The 18,662-nt window shown below is 63.4% G+C and carries 14 protein-coding genes; 8 read left to right on the forward strand and 6 right to left on the reverse strand.

The window, feature by feature from the left end; all coding sequences use genetic code 11:
- Positions 1 to 104: 104 nt before the first annotated feature.
- The 8 genes from glnE (at position 105) to J5M56_RS20715 (ending at position 10,220) form a co-directional block, all read left to right on the forward strand.
- Positions 105 to 3,038 carry a bifunctional [glutamate--ammonia ligase]-adenylyl-L-tyrosine phosphorylase/[glutamate--ammonia-ligase] adenylyltransferase gene (gene glnE / locus J5M56_RS20680; RefSeq protein WP_186478597.1) on the forward strand — a complete coding sequence of 978 codons (2,934 nt, stop codon included), beginning with the start codon at positions 105 to 107 and terminating at the stop codon, positions 3,036 to 3,038.
- 221 nt (positions 3,039 to 3,259) lie between these two features.
- A complete protein-coding gene (waaF, locus tag J5M56_RS20685) occupies positions 3,260 to 4,309 on the forward strand; it encodes a lipopolysaccharide heptosyltransferase II (protein ID WP_060477413.1) in 1,050 nt (349 codons plus the stop codon).
- Complete coding sequence (gene waaC / locus J5M56_RS20690) at positions 4,310 to 5,368, forward strand: lipopolysaccharide heptosyltransferase I (protein WP_207937669.1); 1,059 nt, start codon at positions 4,310 to 4,312, stop codon at positions 5,366 to 5,368.
- Positions 5,368 to 6,492, forward strand: coding sequence for a glycosyltransferase family 4 protein (locus tag J5M56_RS20695; protein WP_207937670.1), 1,125 nt, complete (start codon positions 5,368 to 5,370; stop codon positions 6,490 to 6,492). Before waaC ends, J5M56_RS20695 begins: the two co-directional genes overlap by 1 nt.
- On the forward strand, positions 6,489 to 7,295 hold the full coding sequence (gene rfaP, locus J5M56_RS20700) for a lipopolysaccharide core heptose(I) kinase RfaP (RefSeq protein WP_060477416.1): 807 nt from the start codon (positions 6,489 to 6,491) through the stop codon (positions 7,293 to 7,295). The genes J5M56_RS20695 and rfaP overlap by 4 nt, the downstream gene beginning before the upstream one ends.
- The gene (locus J5M56_RS20705; protein WP_060477417.1) at positions 7,295 to 8,029 is read left to right on the forward strand and encodes a lipopolysaccharide kinase InaA family protein; all 735 of its coding nucleotides are present in this window, start codon (positions 7,295 to 7,297) and stop codon (positions 8,027 to 8,029) included. The genes rfaP and J5M56_RS20705 overlap by 1 nt, the downstream gene beginning before the upstream one ends.
- Positions 8,026 to 8,778 (forward strand): lipopolysaccharide kinase InaA family protein, encoded by a 753-nt coding sequence (locus tag J5M56_RS20710; RefSeq protein ID WP_186478600.1) that lies wholly within the window; start codon positions 8,026 to 8,028, stop codon positions 8,776 to 8,778. The genes J5M56_RS20705 and J5M56_RS20710 overlap by 4 nt, the downstream gene beginning before the upstream one ends.
- A complete protein-coding gene (locus tag J5M56_RS20715) occupies positions 8,778 to 10,220 on the forward strand; it encodes a lipopolysaccharide kinase InaA family protein (RefSeq protein WP_207937671.1) in 1,443 nt (480 codons plus the stop codon). Before J5M56_RS20710 ends, J5M56_RS20715 begins: the two co-directional genes overlap by 1 nt.
- On the opposite strand, the gene J5M56_RS20720 is transcribed toward J5M56_RS20715, so the two are convergent.
- The 6 genes from J5M56_RS20720 to J5M56_RS20745 form a co-directional block, all read right to left on the reverse strand.
- Entirely contained in the window at positions 10,181 to 12,985 is a 2,805-nt protein-coding gene (locus J5M56_RS20720; RefSeq protein WP_207937672.1) for a DUF6543 domain-containing protein, read from the reverse strand. The two genes, J5M56_RS20715 and J5M56_RS20720, sit on opposite strands and share 40 nt — an antisense overlap.
- Before the next feature lie 71 nt (positions 12,986 to 13,056).
- A complete protein-coding gene (locus J5M56_RS20725) occupies positions 13,057 to 13,230 on the reverse strand; it encodes a hypothetical protein (protein ID WP_186478603.1) in 174 nt (57 codons plus the stop codon).
- Positions 13,227 to 14,339, reverse strand: a complete 1,113-nt coding sequence (locus J5M56_RS20730) for a PepSY-associated TM helix domain-containing protein (RefSeq protein ID WP_186478604.1) — start codon at positions 14,337 to 14,339, stop codon at positions 13,227 to 13,229. The genes J5M56_RS20725 and J5M56_RS20730 overlap by 4 nt, the downstream gene beginning before the upstream one ends.
- A 54-nt stretch (positions 14,340 to 14,393) precedes the next feature.
- A complete protein-coding gene (locus tag J5M56_RS20735) occupies positions 14,394 to 16,826 on the reverse strand; it encodes a TonB-dependent siderophore receptor (protein WP_207937673.1) in 2,433 nt (810 codons plus the stop codon).
- Between the two features lie 288 nt (positions 16,827 to 17,114).
- Positions 17,115 to 18,071 carry a FecR family protein gene (locus tag J5M56_RS20740; RefSeq protein WP_207937674.1) on the reverse strand — a complete coding sequence of 319 codons (957 nt, stop codon included), beginning with the start codon at positions 18,069 to 18,071 and terminating at the stop codon, positions 17,115 to 17,117.
- On the reverse strand, positions 18,068 to 18,586 hold the full coding sequence (locus J5M56_RS20745) for an RNA polymerase sigma factor (RefSeq protein ID WP_186478607.1): 519 nt from the start codon (positions 18,584 to 18,586) through the stop codon (positions 18,068 to 18,070). Before J5M56_RS20745 ends, J5M56_RS20740 begins: the two co-directional genes overlap by 4 nt.
- Positions 18,587 to 18,662: the final 76 nt, after the last annotated feature.

Raw genomic sequence — 18,662 nt, forward strand, 5'->3', positions numbered from 1 at the left:
CGTTTTTTTCAGCTATTTCCAACTTTTGTACGACAGTCCAACCGTGGTCCGGCAACCTCGCGGCCGCTTTTTCCCCTTCATTTCACGCCGATCAAGGATAGACCATGCGCCTGCCTTTGCCGCCCGCACTGCCTGTTTCACTGCAACCGTTGGTCGTACGCAATCAGCAGTTTTTGAGCGATGCGGTGGCGGGCCACGCTGAACTCGACCTGCAATCGTGGTCTGCGCTGCACCGCCAGCAGTTCGACCAAGTGGCCGCCGCCAGTGACTTCGTGCTGGGCCTGGCACAACGCGAGCCGACGATGCTGTTCGCCCTGCTCGCCAGCGGTGAGCTGGACCGCCGGTACGCGCCCGGCGAGCTGCGTGGGCACGTTAGCGCTGCGGCCCAGGCCGCGCAAAGCGAAGAGGAACTGGCGCGTAACCTGCGCCGCGAGCGCAACCGCCAGCAACTGCGCATCATCTGGCGTGACATCACCCGCCAGGCCGAGCTGGGCGAAACCTGCCGCGACCTGTCCGACCTTGCCGACGCCGCCATCGACGAAGCCTACCAGTGGCTGTACCCGCGCCACTGCCAGCAGTTCGGCACCCCCATCGGCAACCGCAGCGGCCAGGCACAGCACATGGTGGTGCTGGGCATGGGCAAGTTGGGGGCGGTGGAATTGAACCTGTCGTCGGACATCGACCTGATCTTCGCCTTCCCAGAGGGCGGCGAGACACAAGGGGTCAAGCGTTCGCTGGACAACCAGGAATTTTTCACCCGCCTTGGCCAACGCCTGATCAAAGCCCTGGACCCGGTCACCGTCGACGGTTTCGTGTTCCGGGTCGACATGCGCCTGCGCCCCTACGGCTCGGCCGGCGCGCTGGTGCTGAGCTTCAATGCGCTGGAGCAGTATTACCAAGACCAGGGCCGCGACTGGGAGCGTTACGCGATGATCAAGGCGCGGGTAGTGGCCGGTGACCAGGCTGCTGGCGCCCAGTTGCAAGAGATGCTGCGCCCGTTCGTGTACCGGCGCTACCTCGACTTCTCGGCCATCGAAGCGCTGCGCACCATGAAGCAGCTGATTCAGCAGGAGGTTCGGCGCAAGGGCATGGCCGACAACATCAAGCTGGGCGCTGGCGGCATCCGCGAAGTCGAGTTCATCGCCCAGGCCTTCCAGCTGATCCACGGTGGTCGCGACCTGAGCCTGCAGCAGCGGCCGCTGCTCAAGGTGCTGGCGACACTGGAAGGCCAGGGTTACCTGCCGCCTGCGGTGGTGGCAGAGCTGCGCGAAGGCTATGAGTTTCTGCGCTACACCGAGCACGCCATCCAGGCCATTGCCGACCGGCAGACGCAGATGCTGCCGGAGGATGAGCTGGACCGGGAGCGTGTCGCTTACATGCTCGGCTTTACCGATTGGCAAAGTTTTCATGCACAACTGATGCATTGGCGAACCCGCGTGGATTGGCACTTCCGCCAGGTCATCGCCGACCCGGACGAGGATGAAGGCGAAGGCGAGCTGGTGGTGGGTGGCGAATGGTCGCCGCTGTGGGAGCAGGCCCAGGATGAAGAGGCGGCTGGCCGACAGTTGCAAGAGGCCGGCTTCGAACAGCCGGCCGAGGCCCTGCGCCGCCTGGCCGCTCTGCGTGCCAGCCCGCAATTGCGCTCGATGCAGCGCATCGGCCGTGAGCGGTTGGATGCCTTCATCCCCCGTCTGCTGGCCCAGGCGGTCGAGCACGACAACCCCGACCTGGTGCTCGAACGCGTGTTACCACTGGTCGAGGCCGTGGCGCGGCGCTCGGCCTATCTGGTTCTGCTTACCGAAAACCCCGGCGCCTTGCGCCGCTTGCTGACCCTGTGCGCGGCCAGCCCGTGGATCGCCGAACAGATCGCCCGCTATCCATTGCTGCTCGATGAGCTGCTCAACGAGGGCCGCCTGTTCAGCCCACCGTTGGCGCCGGAACTGGCTGCCGAGTTGCGCGAGCGGCTGACACGCATCCCCGAGGATGACCTGGAACAGCAGATGGAAGCCTTGCGTCACTTCAAGCTGGCCCACAGCCTGCGGGTGGCGGCATCGGAAATCAGCGGCAACCTACCTTTGATGAAAGTCAGCGATTACCTGACTTGGCTGGCCGAAGCGATTCTCGACCAGGTGCTCGCCCTGGCTTGGCGCCAGACCGTGGCCCGCCACGGCCAGCCCAAGCGCAGCGATGGCAGTTTGTGCGACCCAGGCTTCGTCATCATCGGCTACGGCAAGGTTGGCGGGCTGGAGCTGGGCCATGGTTCGGACCTGGACCTGGTGTTCATCCACGATGGTGACCCGCAAGCAGAAACCGATGGCGCCAAGCCCATCGACAGCGCGCAATTCTTCACCCGCCTGGGCCAGCGCATCATCCACCTGCTGACCACCCAGACCAACTCTGGCCAGCTGTACGAGGTCGACATGCGTCTGCGCCCGTCCGGCGCCGCAGGGCTGCTGGTCAGTTCGCTGGGGGCGTTCGAGCGCTATCAGCAGAACGAGGCCTGGACCTGGGAGCATCAGGCGCTGGTGCGCGCCCGTGTGCTGGTAGGCTGCGAGCAAGTGGCCAAGGGCTTCGAGGCTGTGCGCGCCAAGGTTCTGGGCCAGCCCCGCGACCTTGCCAAGTTGCGCGGCGAAGTGAGTGAGATGCGCGCCAAGATGCGTGACAACCTCGGCACCAAAGCCACCGCAGCAGGCACCGCTGCCAATGCCTTCGATGCCGGCATGGCGTTCGACATCAAGCAGGATGCCGGCGGTATCGTCGATATCGAATTTATGGTGCAATACGCCGCTTTGGCCTGGTCACACGAGCACCCGGCCATACTCCGATGGACCGATAACATCCGCATTCTGGAAGAGCTGGAGCAGGCAGGTTTGATGCCGGCCAGTGACGCGGTACTGTTGCGTGAGGTGTACAAGGCGTTCCGCTCGGCGTCGCACCGTCAGGCCCTGCAGAAGCAGGCCGGAGTGATCGATGCGGCGCAGTTTGCCGATGAGCGGCGCCAGGTGCGGCGGATCTGGGGTGAATTGGGTTTGACCTGAGCACACCGCAGCGCTTGTGGGGGCGGGTTTACCTGCGAAGAAGGCACCGCGGTGCCTGGCACGGGCCTGGCCCGTGTTGGCGGGGCAACCCGCTCCCACAGGGCTGCGATCAGCCAGGGATCTGCCCGAGTGGTACACTGTCCGCCACATAGCCTGAATATAAAGAGGGGAGGCCAGGCTTTACGCAGCCTGTAGCCTCCCCGAGCGTTTCTGGACTAAGCATGAGAATACTGATCATTGGCCCCAGCTGGGTCGGCGACATGGTAATGGCGCAAACCCTGTTCCAGTGCCTGAAACAGCAGCATCCGGACTGCGTGATCGACGTGCTGGCACCCGAGTGGAGCCGGCCGATCCTCGAGCGCATGCCCGAGGTGCGCCAGGCCTTGAGCTTCCCGCTCGGCCACGGCGCGCTAGAGTTGGCAACCCGCCGGCGCATCGGCAAGTCCCTGGCTGGCCAGTACGACCAGGCCATCCTGCTGCCCAACTCCATGAAGTCGGCACTGGTACCTTTCTTTGCCGGCATTGCCAAACGCACGGGCTGGCGCGGTGAAATGCGTTTCGGCCTGCTCAACGACGTGCGCAAGCTGGACAAGGCCCGCTATCCGCTGATGATCGAGCGCTTCATGGCATTGGCCTACGCGCCGGGTGCCGAGTTGCCGCAGCCGTATCCACGGCCACGCCTGCAGATCCAGGCGCAAAGCCGCGAGGCGGCACTGGCCAAGTTCGGCCTGGCGCTGGATCGCCCGTTGCTGGCGCTATGCCCTGGCGCCGAGTTCGGCGAGGCCAAGCGTTGGCCCGCCGAGCACTACGCCACTGTGGCCGAGGCAATGATCCGCCAAGGCTGGCAAGTTTGGCTGTTCGGCTCGAAGAACGACCACCCAGTGGGGGAGCAGATCCGCGAGCGGCTCATTCCAGGGCTGCGTGAGGAGTCGTATAACCTGGCCGGGGAAACCTCGCTGGCCGAGGCCATCGACCTGATGTCTTGCGCCGATGCCGTGGTGTCCAACGACTCGGGGCTGATGCACGTGGCTGCCGCGCTGAACCGCCCGTTGGTCGCGGTGTATGGCTCTACCTCACCAGGCTTTACGCCGCCTTTGGCTGAGCAAGTGGAAGTGGTACGCACCGGCATCGAGTGCAGCCCTTGCTTCGACCGCACCTGCCGCTTCGGCCATTACAACTGCCTGCGCCTGCTGGAGCCTGGCAGGGTGATTGCCGCATTGCACAGCCTGGGTGGGCCGAACCTGATCGATGCCGTGGCAGAGGTCGACTAAGTGCGGGTACTGATCATCAAGACCTCGTCGCTGGGTGATGTGATCCACACCTTGCCGGCATTGACCGACGCCGCCCACGCCATCCCTGGCATCCGGTTCGACTGGGTGGTGGAAGAGGGCTTTGCCGAGATCCCCAGCTGGCACCCAGCGGTGGATCAGGTGATTCCCGTGGCCATCCGCCGTTGGCGCAAGAACCTCTGGCAGACGATCAAGAGCGGCGAGTGGAAGGCCTTCAAACAGCGCCTGCGCGCACGCAAGTACGACTTGGTGATCGATGCCCAAGGCCTGGTCAAGTCGGCGTGGTTGACCCGCTATGTCAAGGCGCCAGTTGCCGGGCTTGACCGCTATTCAGCCCGCGAAGGCTGGGCCAGCCGCTTCTATGACCGGCCGTTGTCGGTTGCCGTCGGCCAGCATGCGGTGGAGCGGGTGCGGCAGTTGTTCGCCATGGCATTGGCCTACGACCTGCCAGAGGGCATCGGCAACTATGGCCTTGACCTGGATCGCCTGCAGTTGCCTGCGGCTGCGCCCTACGTGGTGTTTCTGCACGGCACCACATGGGCGACCAAGCACTGGCCCGAGGCCTACTGGCGCGAACTGGCTGAACGCCTAGGCCGGCGCAAGCTGCAGGTGCGCCTGCCGTGGGGCAACCCGGCGGAGAAAGCCCGGGCCGAGCGCATCGCCCAAGGCTTGAACAATTGCCAGGTGCTCCCCAAGTTGAACCTTGCCGGGGTCGCCCGCGTGCTGGCGGCGGCTAAAGCGTGTGTGGCGGTGGATACCGGCCTCGGTCACCTGGCCGCCGCATTGGATGTTCCGACCATTTCCCTGTTCGGCCCAACCAACCCGGGCCTTACCGGCGCCTATGGCCGCGTGCAGGTTCACCAGGCCAGCGATTTCCCTTGCGCCCCGTGCCTGCAAAAGAAATGCACCTATAAACCGAGCGCCGAAGATCTGCGCCGGTTCGATCTGAAACGCGAGTGGCCGCTGTGCTTCACTCGCTTGAATCCCGAGCATGTCGCGAGCCGCCTGAGCGCGCTGCTGCTGGCTGAGGATGTTCGTTGATGCAACTGGCTTTCGTGCTTTACAAGTATTTCCCCTTCGGCGGGCTGCAGCGCGATTTCATGCGCATTGCCCTGGAGTGCCAGAAGCGGGGCCACCAGATCCGTGTCTACACGCTGATCTGGGAGGGTGACATTCCGCCGGGCTTTGAAGTGCTGGTGGCGCCGGTCAAGGCGCTCTTCAACCATCGGCGTAACGAAAAACTCACCGCCTGGATGCAAGCCGACTTGGCCAAACGCCCGGTCGACCGCCTGATCGGCTTCAACAAGATGCCGGGGCTGGATGTGTACTACGCCGCCGATGGCTGCTTCGAAGACAAGGCGCAAACCCTGCGCGGTGGGCTGTACCGCCGCTGGGGGCGCTACCGGCATTTCGCCGAGTATGAGCGCGCCGTGTTCGCCAAGGATGCGCACACTCAAGTGCTGATGATTTCCGAGGTGCAGCAGCCGCTGTTCATCAAGCACTACGCCACCCCGGTGGAGCGCTTCCATCTGCTGCCGCCTGGCATCTCCCAGGATCGCCGCGCGCCGGCCAACGCCGCCGAGATCCGCGCTGAATTTCGCAAGGAGTTCAACCTTGGCGATGACGACTTGCTGATGGTGCAGATCGGTTCAGGCTTCAAGACCAAGGGCGTCGACCGCAGCCTCAAGGCTCTGGCCGCGCTGCCCTCGGCACTGCGCAAACGGACCAGGCTGATGGTCATCGGCCAGGACGACCCTAAGGTGTTCCAGCTGCAAAGCGCCACGTTGGGCCTGGGCGAGCAGGTGCAGTTCCTCAAGGGCCGCAGCGACATTCCGCGCTTTTTGCTGGGCGCCGACCTGCTGATTCACCCAGCCTACAACGAGAACACCGGGACGGTGCTGCTCGAAGCGCTGGTGGCCGGCTTGCCGGTACTGGTTTCCAAGGTGTGCGGCTACGCCCACTACATTGCCGAAGCCGACAGTGGCCTGGTGCTTGACGAGCCGTTCGAACAGCAACAGCTCAATGACTACCTCAAGCGCATGCTCGACGATGGGCAGGCCCGCGCCAACTGGTCGCGCAACGGCTTGGCCTTTGCAGACAGCGCCGACCTCTACAGCATGCCGCAGCATGCTGCCGATGTGATTCTGGGGCAGGAGAGCGCATGAAGCTGATACTGGCCGAACCCTTCAAGCAGTTGTGGGCTGGGCGTGACCCTTTCGAAGCCGTGGAGGCACTGCAAGGCGAGGTTTACCGCGAGCTGGAAGGGCGCCGCACGTTGCGTACCGAAGTGGCCGGCGAAGGGTTCTTCGTCAAGATCCACCGCGGCATCGGCTGGGGCGAGATCTTCAAGAACCTGTTCAGCGCCAAGCTGCCGGTGCTCGGTGCGGGCCAGGAATGGCGGGCCATCGAGCGCCTGCACGAGGCAGGCGTGCCGACCATGACTGCCGTGGCTTACGGGGAGCGAGGCAGCAACCCGGCCAGCCAGCATTCGTTCATCATCACCCAGGAGCTGGCGCCGACCATCAGCCTGGAAGACTTCAGCATCGATTGGGTCAAACAACCGCCTGCACCGCGGCTCAAGCGTGCCTTGATCGCTGAGGTGGCGAAGATGACCGGCGGCATGCATCGCGCCGGGGTCAACCACCGTGACTGCTATATCTGCCACTTCCTGCTGCACACTGATCGGCCGGTGACGCCAGAAGACTTCAAACTGTCGGTGATCGACCTGCACCGCGCGCAGACCCGAGCGAAAATCAGCCGCCGCTGGCGCGACAAGGACTTGGCAGCGCTTTACTTCTCGGCGCTGGATATCGGCCTTACGCGGCGCGACAAGCTGCGCTTTCTGCGCGGTTACTTCCAGCGCCCGCTGCGCCAGGTGCTGGCCGAAGAAGCCGCGCTGCTCGGCTGGCTCGAAGCCAAAGCGCAGAAACTCTACGATCGTAAGCAACGCTATGGGGATGCACTCTGATGTCGGGTTGGACACTGGCGCCGGGTTACGAACATCTGGCGTCGGACTTCGGCAGCCTCGATGCGGTGTTCGCTCTGAAGGGCGAGCACCTGACGCGCGACCCGCTGAGCGAGGTCATCCGTGTCGAGCGTGACGGGGTCAACTATTACGTCAAGCGTTACACTGGCGCGGGCAAGCACATGCGCCGCTATCTGGGCCGGCCACGTATCAAGGCGGAATGGCAGAACCTCAAGCAGTTCGCCAAGTGGGAGATTCCCACGGCCGAGGTGGTGGCGTGGGGCCTGGAGCGCAAGGGCCTGGCATTCGGGCGTGGGGCCATGATCACCCGTGAACTGCCGCGTACCGAAGACCTGTCGGCGTTGGCCGAGCGCAACGACCCACGCCTGGCCGACCGCGTCTGGGTAGACAAGCTCAGCCGCCAGCTGGCGCGGCACACCCGGGTGATGCATGAGCACCGCTTCGCCCACAACGACTTGAAATGGCGCAACCTGCTGGTCGACGATCTGGGCACGCTGTTCTTCATCGACTGCCCGACCGGCGACTTCTGGCGGGGCTTCATGTGGCGTCATCGCATGATCAAAGACCTGGCCTGCCTGGACAAGGTAGCCAAGTATCACCTGACGGCCACTCAGCGCCTGCGTTTCTATCTGCAATACCGCGGGCGCCGACGCCTGACTGCGCGCGACAAGCGCCGCATTCGTCAGGTGCTGAGCTTTTTCGAGGGAAGGGAATGACCGATTACCTGGCCAGCGCGGACCTTGCGTTGCTCAAACGCCATGGCTTGAATGACTTCGAGGCGTTGTGGGCCCTGCAGCTGGAAGCCGTGGACGAACCCAATACCGGCCGCGGTGGCTGGAGCAGCGTCTATCGCCTGGAGCTCGAAGGCAAAGGCTATTACCTCAAGCGCCAGAGCAATTACCTGACCCGTACTTTGCACCGACCGTTCGGCGAACCGACCTTCGCCCGCGAATTTCGCAACATCAGCCGCTACCAAAAGCTGCACATTCCTGCCTTGCAGGCGGTGTACTACGGCGAGCGTAAGCACAATGGCGAGCACCGGGCGATCTTGATGACCCGTGCGCTGGACGAGTGGCGTGACCTCGAAAGCCTGCTGGGCCAGTGGTCGCAGCTCGATGAAGTGGCTCAGGCCGGCATTCTCAAGGCCTGTGGCCAACTTGCGCGCACCCTGCATGGTGCCGGCCAGGTTCATGGTTGCTTCTATCCCAAGCACATCTTCCTGCGCCAGCGCCGCGAGGGTTGGGAAGCGCAGTTGATCGACCTGGAAAAGACCCGGCCCTTGCTGTTCGGCATGCGTGATCGCCTGCGTGATCTGGAACCACTGCTGCGCCGGGCTACGGTCTGGGGGGCAGCCGAGGTGCGCCAGTTGCTCGCCGCCTACCTGCAACAACCTGCCGAAAGCCCTTTGGTTGGCACCTGGCTGCAACGCCTGACGCTACGCCGTCGTGAAAAAGAGGCTCGCTGATGCGTTTGTCTGAACTCAAAGCGGCTGGGCGCAGCCCGTCGCTGCCCCTGAACATTACCCTGGCCGATGCCGCCGGCACGGCTGACCTGCAATTACTGAGCCTGCTGCGCGTGCTGCCTGGGCAGCGTTACGTGGGCGCAGGCGTGTGGCGCGGCATTCCGGTGCTGGCCAAGCTGCTGGTTGGTAGCAACGCTGCGCGGCATTTTCAGCGCGAACTCGATGGCGTGAAACTGTTGGCCAAACAGGGCTTGACCACGCCGCGTCTGCTGGCCGATGGCCTTACCGAGGGTGAAGGTGGCTGGTTGCTGTTCGAATTCCTGGACGACGCTGAAAGCCTGGCCGATGCCTGGGCCGCGGTGCAGCACTTGCCAGTGCTGGCTGACGAGCAGCAGGCGGTGCTGGGCGAAGCGCTTGGCGCTGTGGCACAGATGCATGCCAAAGGCCTGTGGCAGGAAGACCTGCACCTGGATAACCTGCTGCGCCACGGCGGCAAGCTTTATTTGATCGACGGCGCCGGGATCAAGGCCGAAACGCCAGGCCAGCAGCTTTCACGCCCTCGCGTTCTGGAAAACCTCGGGGTGTTTTTCGCGCAGTTACCCAAGCGCCTGGAGCCGTTCCTCGAGGAGCTGCTGGTGCATTACCTGCTAACCAACGCCGAGCATGCCCTGCCGTTGGAAGCGTTGCAGAAGCAGGTGGACAAGGTGCGCAACTGGCGACAGAAGGACTACCTAGAGAAAGCCGGTCGCGAGTGCAGCCTGTTCAGTGTGCAACGCAGCCTTTCGGGCCTGCAGGCGATCCGCCGCGAAGAAGTGGATGCCATGCTGCCGGTATTGGCGCAGGCCGATGAGCTCATCGACCAGGGCCATTTGTACAAAACCGGTGGTGCAGCCAGCGTCGCCCGTATCGAGATCAACGGCCGCAAGCTGGTGCTAAAGCGCTACAACATCAAGAACACCGCCCATTGGTTCAAGCGTTTCTGGCGCCCGAGCCGGGCCTGGCACTCGTGGATCGAAGGCAATCGCCTGGCATTTCTCGACATCGCTACGCCCCGCCCGTTGGCGGTACTGGAGCAACGTGTGCTGGGCCTGCGCAGCCGTGCCTATCTGGTTACCGAGTACGTCGACGGGCCCGACCTGACGGCATGCTTTGCGCCCTATGTGGATAACGGCGATGCGCCCGATGATCAGGTCGATGCTCTGGTTCGGCTGATGCACCAGCTGATTCGTGAACGCATCAGCCATGGTGATTTCAAGGGGCACAACCTGTTCTGGGACAAGGGCCAATGGTCGTTGATCGACCTGGACGCCATGTGCCAGCACGCCACCCAGCTCAGCTTCGCCTCGGCCTTTGCCCGTGACCGAGCAAGGCTATTGCGCAACTGGCCCAGTGGCAGTGCCTTGCATCAGCGGCTTGAGCGGCTGCTGCCCAAACTGGCCGAGTAAGCCTCGGGCAGGGCAAGCCAGTCACTGCTGCGCCCGGCTTGGCGTACCCGAATGCGCCACTGGCTGTCCTGCCAGCGCAGCACGGCCCAAGGGGTGACCCCGGCGTTTTCGGCGCCCGGTATAGGCAGGTGATACAGGTTGGGCAGCAGGTGGCGGCGTAGCGGCAGCTGACCGGCGGTGGTCTGCAGATACAGCTGCTCTTGGGTGCTGAATAAACCGTTGGCCTCCCCGGTAGCAACACCGTTCAAGGGCTGCTGCAGGCGGCAATCGCCCAGCAGCCGCGTCAGGTCCGGCAGGCCGTCGTACCACAGCAGCGGTGAGTCGATCACCCAGTCACCATTAGCCAGGCGCTTGACAGGCTGTGTCAGGTAGGCGTCCGGCCTGGCAGGGTCGATCGCGCCCCAGCGCCGGCCGTCGAAAGTAACTCTGTAATAACGCCCTTGGGCATCCTGTATGAAATATTCGGACAACCCTTCGATGGCCGACTCTTTCTCGTACACCTGTTCGCCGTACAAACCTTCGATGTGGTAGCGAAGATTGGTCGTTGCAGGGGTTACGCTGAAACGCAGCGGTAGTGGCAACGGCGGCTGCTTGGGCATGCCCCGCAATACCCGACGCATCAACCCGGTGCTGGCCAGGCTAGTACCGGCATCGTTGAGGTGGCTAAGGGCGTTGTAGGCTTGGCTGAGTACGGCGTTCAAGTCATCCTCGTGGTAGGCCTGTACGCCATTCCAGATTTCCAGCGCCATGCGCCCCAGTGCCAGCGGAATCATGACCTTGGATGGCAGGAACATGCTGATCAGGTCAAGCATGGTCCAGCCCAATTTCAGCGCTTGCTCGATATCAACTTCGCCGGTGCTGTGGCTGTGGGCATCGGCGGTGGCCAGTGCAGCACGTACCTCGGCCATGTAGCAGGCATGGAACAGGTCGTCTTCGATGGCAGGAGTGCTCAACGCTTTGCCCAGTCGCCCTTTGACCAGCAGTGTTTGGACCTGTGCGGCGGGCAGTAGCGGCAGGCGTTGGGCCATATAGTCACGCAGCCGCGGCTTGCTTCGTAGCATCCGCAGCAGGGCGCGTGGGCTGGCGAATGACCGCCAGGCGCGGCGGTCGGGTGCGCTCGGGGTATAAAGCACGAAGCTTGAGTCGTTGGCCGATTCGCTGGCAAGCAGCAACAAGCCCTGGGCGGTATGGCCTTCGATCAGCACCTGCCGGGCCACCACCTTGTGCCCATCCACCTTGGGCCGCAGCGCATTGTGCGGCTGCGCCAGCACCTGTTGCACCCAGCGGTAATGGCGTTCCGACCAGTCGCTGCTCAGGTGCCCGGCGTAGCGTGCTTTGGCTACCTCGGCGCGCATGCGTGCGCGGTTGACCTTGCTGTGAGCCAGCAGGCGCCAGCGCCCCAGCGGTGTATCGAGCAACTGCGTACGTAGGTAGCTGGCGTAACCGTCCCCCACGTTCAGCTGCCGAACCAACGCTTTGATATAGCCCGGATTGAGTTCGGCCGGCAGAGGCGTGCTCCCGGTCGTGGTCACCCGTGCAGTGAGCCAATAGTCGAAGTCGAACCATGCCACGTTGCGTACCGCGAGTTCATCCAGGGTGTAACTTGTGCGGTAGGCCTCGATCAACTCCCCTCCCACCCGTTCGAAACCTCGCCAGGTCACATGGGCGGAGGGCTGTAAGGGGTTCAGCCAAGGCCCGGTCTGGCGGGTATGCGTGACATGCACGTAAATGCTCGAAGGCTGCGCGAGCAGGCCCAGGTCGTTGCGCAGACGCTCCTGCACCCGCTGGCTGGCCCAGTGCCGCAAGGTATCGTGGTGCTGAAACTGCCTGAGGGTCAGGATGCCGGGCGCGGCGACTTGCTCACCGATGGCCACCAATTCCTGCATACCTTGCATGATGTGCGCGAGCGCCTGAGGGGTTGCTGAGCTGAGCCAGTTGGGCAGGTTCTTTTCCAGCAGCGCCGCGTAGCGGGTATCGAGCAGAGCCTTGCTCCCGGCCTGGGTTTGCAGTGCCAAAGCCTCGCTCAGCGTCTGCGCAGCTTGTTGCGGGCTGGCATCCTGCAGCGCCGGCCAGGCCTGGTTCAGGCGCAGACGCTGGCTGGCGAGCAATTGTTCGACCTGTGCCTGCAGCGGGTCGTCGGCGTACCACTCATAGCGCAAGCGATCGGCTTGGCGGGCGTTTTCGATCTGGCTTGGCTCGACCAGCAGTTGCAGCAATGGGCCGCCCTGAAGCGGGTCATCCAGGCGCTCGCACAACTCCTGGTGCAGGGCCTGCAGCGATGGATAGCTCTCCAGGCCTTGGGCCAGGCCCCAGAGCAACACCGGGCCGGTTGCCTGCTGGGCTTGAAGGTCTTGCCCTTCGGGCTGACCGGTGGCGATCACGAACAGGCCGGGTAACGCGGCCCGCCATGCTGGGCGGGAGCGGGCGAGTACCGGCCGATAGGCTTGCGCACGCCCCGCCAAGGGTTGGTGGTGGCGCTGCCACGCGTAAGGCAGGTCAAGGAACACACTAAGGGTGCTGGCCAGTTCTACGCTCAGGGTCTGATCGGCCACGCGCAGGTCCGCTTCGGCGTGCATCATCGCCCGGCGAATGTCGGCCAGGCGCGTGCTGCGTGAACGGCCCTGGCCGTCGGTGGCCGCCCAGAAGGCGGCCAATTCGCCATGCAACTGCTGGCGCGAAGGCAGTGGCACGCTGGCCACGGGCATCGTCGCCAGTAGCGCCAGCACCTGGCTGTGAAGAAATTCGATACGTTGCAGGGGTAGCATGGTCCGCTCCGGGTGTCTGGAAGCGGGCATGCTGCCCTGGGCCTGCGCAGGCCATGGGGTAATCCGCTACCTCAGCGAATCATGGCGCGCAGGCTCAAGGCTGCCGGCAGGCCAAGGCCCAGCCAGGCGAGCATGTCCCAGGCGCCGTCACCCAACAGCGCGGCGAACAGGCCAAGCGCACACAACAGGGCGATGGCGGCGGGCCAGAGAAAGATCCTGGCGGTGGAGCGCGAGCGGTGGCTCATGCCTTGGCCTCCCTGGTGCGACGATGCTTGCCCAACCATAGGTACAGGCCACTGCCGAGCACGATGATGGTCAACCCATCGAGCACGGCCCAGAGTATCTGCATGGGCCGCCCGCCATAGTCACCGAAGTGCAAAGGCTGCGACAGGCCCATGGCATCCATGTACCAAGGGCGCTCCCCGACGGCGGTGACTTGCAGCGTGCGGGCATCGATCAGCACCGGCGTCAGCAGGTGCGAGGTCAGGTGCGTGGCGCCTTTCATGAATACGGCGTAATGATGCTCGCTGGAAAAACGGGTGCCGGGGAAGGCGATGAAATCCGCACGCATACCTGGTGCCGCTCGCTCGGCGATGCTCAGCAGCGCTGTGGCCGGGGCGCGCTCGGTCAGTGGTGGGGCATCCTGGTAGGGCGCAACCATCGCAGCCAGGCTGTCATTGCGCCAGGCGGCGATGACCAGGTCGGACAGCGCACTGATCACGCCGGTCACGCCCACGGTCAATGCCCAGGCCAGGGTGACTACGCCGATCAGGTTGTGCAGGTCAAGCCAGCGCAGGCGGCGGGACTTGTCGTGACGCACGGTGGCGAAATCCAAGCGGCGCATGAACGGCGCATAGAGCACCGTGCCCGACACGATCGCGACGATGAACAGCACTCCCATGAAGGCCAGCAGCAGTTTGCCTGGCAGCCCTGCGAACATGTCTACGTGCAGGCGCAGCATGAGCATCATGAAGCCGCCGTTTGCGGCGGGCATCGCTACCGGTTCGCCGGTGCGGGCGTCGAGCATGAAGGTATGCGACGAATTGGGTTCGGTGCCGGCCGTGGCGGCGGTGATCGTGAGCACGCCGTTTGGCTCGTCTTCGTCGAAGCCTAGGTACTGAACGACTTCGCCTGGCCGGTATTTCTGGGCTTCGATGACCAGCTGTTGCAGGTCAAGGTGCGCAGTGCCTGCCGGCATCTGGCGGAGTTGGGCAGCGTCACCGAGCAGGTGTTCGAGTTCGTGGTGGAAGATCAGGGGTAGGCCGGTCAGCGCCAGCAACAGCAGGAACAGGGTACAGACCAGGCTGCTCCAGGTATGGATCATCGACCAGCGGCGGATGGTGGGGCTTTTCATCACGGTACCGAATCATGTCTGTTGGAACCGGGGCCGGCGAGCGGCCCCCTTCACTCAGAACTTGTAGGAAGCGCTGGCGACGACGCTGCGCTCATCGCCGTAGTAGCAATAGTAAGAGTCACAGGTCGAGAGGTAGTCCTTGTTGAACAGGTTGGTCGCATTGACCGCCACCGACGCGCCTTTGAAGCTGTTGCTAAGGCGCCCCAGGTCGTAATGTACCGAGGCATCGAACACCGTGTAGGCATTGGCCTTGCCCAGGTAGGTATTGGCCTGGTCTCCATAGGTATTACCGGTGTAGCGTGCACCACCGCCAATGCCGAAGCCGTCCAGTACGCCGCTGTGCCAGGTGTAGTCGGCCCACAACGAGGCTTGCTGGTTGGGCATCAATTGCAGGCGGTTGCCTTTGTACAGACCATCCTGCACTTCTGATTTGGCCAGGGTGTAGGCGGCGGTCAGTTTGAGGTTTTCGCTGACGTCGGATACTGCTTCCAGTTCCAGGCCATGAACCTTGACCTCGCCGGTCTGGCTGGTGATCGTCACACCGCCCTGGTTGTTGGTGACCGAGACATTCTTCTGTGTCAGGTCGTACACGGCTGCCGACAGCAGGGTATTGGTGCCAGGCGGTTGGTACTTCACGCCAAGCTCCCATTGCTTGCCCTCGGTTGGCTTGAACGATTCGGTGGCAGACACGGCGGCGTTGCTGGCTGGCTGGAACGACTCTGCATAGGACAGATAGGGGACCAAGCCCGAGTCGAACACGTAGCTGATGGCCGCGTTAGCGCTGAACTTCTTGTCTCTTTCGGTACTGGTGGCATTGCCCTGATTGAAGAACTTGGTGCCGGTGTGCACCCAATCCTCGCGTCCACCCAGTGTCAGGCGCCAGTTGTTCAGGGCCATCTGGTCCTGCACGTACACGCCGGTCTGGCGAGTTTTCTGGTCGTAATCGTAGAACGCCGTGGAGCGATCCGGACGGGTGATGGGTACCCCGTAAACTGGGTTGATCACGTTGCTGTCCGGCACATTGAAACCGAAGATCGACAGGTAGTTGGTGTTGACGCGCTGGTGGTCGAGGCCAAGCAGCAGGGTGTGGGTCACATCCCCGGTGGCGAAGTCGGCTTGGAAGTTGTTGTCCAATGCGAACTGGCTAATGTCTTCATCGGTGTTGGTAGACATGCGGCTGACGGTGCCATCGTCTTTCACCGGACCTGTGGGCTGGTAATAGCTGCCAGGAGTGATGGTCTGAAATGCTGTGTCCGTCTTGGTGTAGCGCAGGTTCTGACGGAACTGCCAGACATCATTGATGCGATGCTCGAAGGCATAACCCAGTGCGTAGTAGGTGCGGTCGTAGAACTCGTAGTCCGGGTCGCCCAGGTTCTTGTGATGGGAGATCTTACCGAATGGCATGTCGATCTTGGTGCCCTGGATCGGTCGGAATTGAGTGGTGGCCCCGGTATCGTCACGGGTGAACTGGCTCAGCAGTGTCAGTGAAGTGTCTTCGTCGATATTCCAGGTCAGGCTCGGGGCGATGTTGTAGCGTTTGTCGTCGACATGGTCGATCTGCGTGCCGCCATCGCGCACCACGCCGCTTACGCCATACAGCAAGCGTCCTTCCTCATCGACCTTGCCGGTGCTGGCGAAGTTGATCTGACGGTGGTTGTCGCTGCCATACTGCACTTCGATTTCGTGGGCGCTTTGGGCTTGTGGGCGGCGGCTGACCATGTCCAGCAGGCCGCCGGGCGGGGTTTGGCCATACAGCGAGGAAGCCGGGCCACGCAGCAGGGCCAGGCGGTCGAGGTTCCAGGTTTCAGCCTTCGGGTTGGCATACACACCACGTGGCAGCGGCAGGCCGTCGAGGAACTGGGTTGGCTCGAAGCCGCGCACGCGCATCCAGTCATAGCGGGTATCACTGCCGAAACTGGCCGAGACGATCCCAGGCATGTAGCGCACGGCATCATCCAGGCTGTGCACGCCGCGGTCGTTCATCTGTTGGCGGGTGGCCACCGAGATCGAGCGTGGTACTTCCACCAATGCAGTATCGGTCTTGGTGCCGGCTGCGGTGCGTTTGGCCAGGTAACCCTCGACCGGGCCCCAAGCGCTTTCGAATGTGCTGGCGGCGTTCACCGTGGTTTCTGGTAGAGCCAGGGTGCCGTCTGGTGCAGCGATCAGGCTGTAGCTGCCCACGCTGCTTTGCTGCAGCTGCAAACCGGTGCCAAGCAGGGCTGCCTGCAAGGCGCCAAGGGCATCGTACTGGCCCTTGACCGGGGCCGATGTTCGGCCGCTGACCAATGCAGGGTCGATGGCCAGGGCGATGCCCGACTGGCTGGCGATCTGGTTCAAGGTGCTGGCCAACGGTGCGGCGGGCAGGTTGTAGGCGCGGGGGCCGGACTGCTCGGCGGCGAACAAGGCGGTACTGGACAAGGGTGCAGCCAGGGCGATGGCCAGGGCTATCAGGCTGGGACGCAGGATGCGATCAACGGCACGGGACATGCAACGGTTCCTCGACGGATAAGAGCTAACTGCATCCTTGCCGAGCGAAACTCCAGAAGTGATAGGGGCAATCGGAAAAATAGTGAGAATTATTTGAATCTACGTTTTCTACGCGGCCCTTTTGCGGCTATTCCTGCTTGCTCAGGTTGAAGTTGATCTCAAGAGCCTTTGCTCGGAGCGGGTTCACCCGCGATGAGGTTGACACTGGCAGGCAGGGCATTCACCCCATACTGCGATGCTCTGCGGGGCGGCGGGTTGACGCGAACTAACCCTTACCGGTTCGCTTGTTCACTTGGGCACGATCTTCACCCACCAAGGCGTGTGCCGCTCGATCCTCACCGGCAGCGCCGGCAGCAGGGAGGCCAGCGCCAGGTCGGTATCGGCCAGCGGGAAACTGCCGGTCACGCGCAGGTCTGCCACTTCTTCGGCCACCCCCAGGTGGCCGCTGCGATAACGGCCAAGCTGTTCGACCAGCTCGGCCAGCCGTACGTTATCCACCACCAGCATGCCACGGGTCCAGGCATCGGCCCCCGCGGGCACTGGGCTTACGCGGCCCAAGCCATCCTTGCCCATCAGTACTTGCTGGCCAGCGTTGAGCACCTGTTCATCGCCGCTATTGCGCGCCATGGCAGCCACCGATGCCTGCAGTACCTCCAGGCGCGTGCCAGCGGCTTCACGGCGCACCAGGAAGCGTGTGCCCAGTGGCCGCAGGCGACCATGCTCAGTACGCACCAACAGCGGGCGCGGGTCGCCATGGCCGGTTTCGACCGAAATTTCGCCTTGATGCAACACGATCAGGCGTTGCTCGCCGTGGTAGTCGATATCGACCGCGCTGTGACTGTTCAGGCTCAGCAGCGTACCGTCCGCCAGGCGCAAGGTACGTACCTCGCCTGTGGCGGTACGCTGGTCGGCCAGCCAGTAACTGGGCGCCAATGACGGGATGCCGACCCATGCCAGTAACGCGCCGAGCAGAACCATCCCGGCCAGCCCACTGCCGACCGTGCCGATGCGCCGACGCAGCCCGGCACGTGACTGTATCAGCGCCTGACGCGCCGGGCCTGCGGCTGCGCTGACGCGCTGGTCCATGGCGCCCAGTTGCCGCCAGGCGCGGGCGTGCTCCTCGCTTGCGGCATGCCAGCGGATGAACGCGCAGGGCAGGTCTTGTGTGCCACTGGCGTTGTCCAGGCGCATTTTCCAGGCGATGGCGGCTTCCAGTACTTGGGATGAAACCGGTGCGTTGTTCACGTGGGCTCCCCATACAGGGCCACATAGCACTGGCGCATACCTTGGGCGATGTACTGGCGCACGCGCGATACCGACACACCCAGGCGCTCGGCAATTTCGGCATGGGCCATGCCATCCAGGCGATTGTGCAAGAATGCCGCGCGAGCTTTGCTCGACAGCTTGCCAAGCAGACGGTCGATGGCTTTGAGGTCTTCGAGAATCAGATGCTGCAGTTCCGGGGACGGCTGTTCGGCCTCGGGTAACTGCGCAAGCTCCGACAGGTAAGCCTGCTCCAGCGCTGCGCGGCGGAAATGGTCGAACATCAGGCCCTTGGCCACAGCGGCGAGAAACGCCCTCGGCTCGCGCGGGGTTTGCAGTTGTTCGCGACCGAGCAGGCGCACGAACGTATCCTGGCTCAGGTCTTCGGCCCGTTGACGGCAAGCCAGGTTGCGCTGCAGCCATGCAAGCAGCCAGCCGCGGTGATCGCGATACAGCGATCCAATCAGCTCGGTGTGTGGGCTGTGGGCAGGTGGCATGCAGCGTCCCCCGGAACGAATGCATTAACTAACGATAATTATTCGCGATTGTTGCAGAGGCGATGGGTGGGGTGCA

Origin of the sequence: Pseudomonas sp. 51_B, assembly GCF_017491595.1 — a bacterium.
Taxonomy (GTDB): Bacteria; Pseudomonadota; Gammaproteobacteria; order Pseudomonadales; family Pseudomonadaceae; genus Aquipseudomonas; species Aquipseudomonas promysalinigenes.

What these genes read in the sequence shown, in the direction of transcription:
- glnE (WP_186478597.1), top strand. Translation starts at nt 105, where the DNA reads ATGCGCCTGCCTTTGCCGCCCGCACTGCCTGTTTCACTGCAACCGTTG.
- waaF (WP_060477413.1), top strand. Translation starts at nt 3,260, where the DNA reads ATGAGAATACTGATCATTGGCCCCAGCTGGGTCGGCGACATGGTAATG.
- J5M56_RS20695 (WP_207937670.1), top strand. Translation starts at nt 5,368, where the DNA reads ATGCAACTGGCTTTCGTGCTTTACAAGTATTTCCCCTTCGGCGGGCTG.
- rfaP (WP_060477416.1), top strand. Translation starts at nt 6,489, where the DNA reads ATGAAGCTGATACTGGCCGAACCCTTCAAGCAGTTGTGGGCTGGGCGT.
- J5M56_RS20705 (WP_060477417.1), top strand. Translation starts at nt 7,295, where the DNA reads ATGTCGGGTTGGACACTGGCGCCGGGTTACGAACATCTGGCGTCGGAC.
- J5M56_RS20710 (WP_186478600.1), top strand. Translation starts at nt 8,026, where the DNA reads ATGACCGATTACCTGGCCAGCGCGGACCTTGCGTTGCTCAAACGCCAT.
- J5M56_RS20715 (WP_207937671.1), top strand. Translation starts at nt 8,778, where the DNA reads ATGCGTTTGTCTGAACTCAAAGCGGCTGGGCGCAGCCCGTCGCTGCCC.
- J5M56_RS20720 (WP_207937672.1), bottom strand. Translation starts at nt 12,985, where the DNA reads ATGCTACCCCTGCAACGTATCGAATTTCTTCACAGCCAGGTGCTGGCG.
- J5M56_RS20725 (WP_186478603.1), bottom strand. Translation starts at nt 13,230, where the DNA reads ATGAGCCACCGCTCGCGCTCCACCGCCAGGATCTTTCTCTGGCCCGCC.
- J5M56_RS20730 (WP_186478604.1), bottom strand. Translation starts at nt 14,339, where the DNA reads ATGAAAAGCCCCACCATCCGCCGCTGGTCGATGATCCATACCTGGAGC.
- J5M56_RS20735 (WP_207937673.1), bottom strand. Translation starts at nt 16,826, where the DNA reads ATGTCCCGTGCCGTTGATCGCATCCTGCGTCCCAGCCTGATAGCCCTG.
- J5M56_RS20745 (WP_186478607.1), bottom strand. Translation starts at nt 18,586, where the DNA reads ATGCCACCTGCCCACAGCCCACACACCGAGCTGATTGGATCGCTGTAT.